The 2,594-nt window shown below is 30.9% G+C and carries 1 protein-coding gene and 1 pseudogene; one reads left to right on the forward strand and one right to left on the reverse strand.

Going from position 1 to position 2,594, the window contains the following annotated elements; all coding sequences use genetic code 11:
• Positions 1–489 precede the first annotated feature (489 nt).
• Positions 490–780: pseudogene (locus FcAc13_RS11975) on the forward strand (bifunctional aspartate transaminase/aspartate 4-decarboxylase); the annotation flags it as partial.
• 197 nt (positions 781–977) lie between these two features.
• On the opposite strand, the gene FcAc13_RS11980 reads toward FcAc13_RS11975, so the two are convergent.
• A partial coding sequence (locus tag FcAc13_RS11980) for a hypothetical protein (protein ID WP_187756461.1) occupies positions 978–2,594 on the reverse strand: 1,617 nt, incomplete at its 5' end.

Consider the following 2,594-nt stretch of genomic DNA (forward strand, 5'->3'; position numbering starts at 1 on the left):
TAACTATCGCTTTCAATAAGCAGAACATGATAAGTTATTTTGAATAGCAGTCTGAATGTCAAATAAAGTAAAAAACTAGCTATTAGTTCTACTAATAATTTTTGTGTTTCATAAACTTTATCATATTATTTTGATTAAATATTTAATTATTTAATTAATTTATAACATTACCGTTCAAAAGCTAAATTTCGTAAATTAAAATTATTTTATTTTAGTATATTGGCGGATTCCCGATTAAGTCTGGTTTAACTGGACGTTTTGAAGATTGTGTGCGTCATAACTATAACACGCCAAGCGTCGCTTTTTTAGGCAAAGTATTTTCCTATATTCGTGATCAGTTAGGCTTAGATGAAATGTTTTCTACCCAATGTGGTTGAAGGTATTTTGGGGTGTAATTATCCCGTTCCTGATCGAATGTTATATTACAGTGTAGAAGCCATTAAATCATATGTTTTACAATAGATGGGAGTAAAAACGCTTATTAACACCAATTATTATATTTCAATTAAATTAGAAAAAATTTGTCGTGAATTATATGACGATAAATTTGCCAAATGGATATTGAAAAATAAAAATCCAACTGAGTTGCTATTCCGTATTGCCGATGAAGTGGGTGTTGTGTTATTGCCTGGGAAAGGATTTGCTGTCCAGCCCCCTTCAGCGCGTGCTTCATTAGCTAATTTAAACGAATATCAATACGCGTCAATAGGTTCATCACTACGCAAATTAGCCGAAGAATACTATGCTGAATTTAAATCTAAGAGCAAAAATAATAAATAATAATACAATAAACAAAGCACTGGTTATTTTTAGCCATAAGCTTGAGGCTTGGACAGCTACTCCCCAAATGAGCCATTAGATAAGTGATTTCAAATACTAGGATAGGAAAAAATTTGTGGGTAATTCATAATATAGTGAATATGCAATGCATATTCACTATTAGTTGAAGCACTAATTTGAATTATTTTAATTAGCTATTATCTAACATAATCATTGAATTCATCGACTATTAAAGAGGTTTCATTTTGACCCAAAATAACGCCATAATAATTATTCAACGTCTTAGCTTTAATTTTCAAAATATTATTGCTGTGTATTAAAGCATCTTGGTAATTGTTAACTTTTGTCGCTTCAATATTGAGATAATCTTCCGCGAAAAGTGTTGGTCTATATTCTTTATATTCTGAAGCAGCGAAATTATTTACCTCATCGGCTTTGATATTCACCTTTATTCCCTCTAACTGACCATTTTCATAGTTGTTTAAAGCTTTTGCTAATTGTATGTCAATCATTTCACCTCTAATATTGCCATAATTATTTAAGCTACCACCAACTATATTAATAGCATTGGCATTCAGTTTAGCATTCTTATCATTTGTTATAGTCAAACCTGAAAGGGTTAAATTTCTCGCTTCAATGCGACCATAGTTTTCAATGTTACCCAAGGTACTGATTGTTAATTCACCACCTGCTTCAATTTCTGATTGATTGATGAACGACGATTGCAAATCTAACAATAAATCATTATAAGATTTTAAATATCCATTTCCTACTAATTTATCGGCTTTAATAAGCATACCACGTGCAGTCAAACTGCTATTATCATTATTAATGACTTTAGCATTGATATATAAATTTTCAACTAATATTTTGGCTGAAGTATTGTTAATATAATCTGCCTGCAATCTATGTTCGCCAGCATAACCATAAATATCGGCATAACTGTTATCAAGATTGACTGCATTTATGATTAGACCGTGACGTGAGGATAATTTCGCGAATCGATTATTAACAGATCCTGTAGAATCAAAATATATTTGATGATACGCAGAAATGTTAGCATGTTCATTGTTTAAATTTTCTAATGCTCCTATATTATCATTCCCATCGCCACCGGTTAATAATATGCTACCACCTGCTTCAATTATGGCATTTCGATTATCAATTCTTTCGCCGATTATTGTTATACTATCTTTCATGGATTCCACTTTTGAAGATGTATTAACAATATTTTTGCCTACAATACCTAACATGTATCGAGCGCTTAATAAACTATTTATGTTAAAAATTTGTTGACCTCTCATAAATATTTGAGCACCAGATATACTACTACCTTTATTATATAAATGATCTGCAAATAACCTAATGTCTTCGCTATCAAAACTTGTTACTATGTTAGTCATTCTCCAACTGTCAATATCAATTTTTTTCGATATAATCGAAGAATTATTATTATTTACATTACGTGTTCTCCCGAAAAGTGATAGTGCACCGACTAAAGTCGATTTGGTATTCGTAATTGAATCAGATAGAACTGTAACATCATAACCATATAGAGAGGAATCTCTATTATTAATCGAATTATGTACACGTAAAAATAAATCACCATCTGCATGAATATTTGTGTCTCGGTTATAGATATTTCCGCTATCAAATCTTATATGTTTAGCGAATATCTTGCTTTGTTGGTTTTTAACCTCCTGCGCATCAAGAATTAAATCTTTGTTTACATCAATGCGTGTGTCTTCGTTACTGATATTTTCGCTTCTAATTCTCACGTTATTAGCTTTTATTTTACTCTGGTGATTGATAAT

The organism is Frischella japonica (assembly GCF_014489845.1).
GTDB lineage: Bacteria > Pseudomonadota > Gammaproteobacteria > Enterobacterales > Orbaceae > Frischella > Frischella japonica.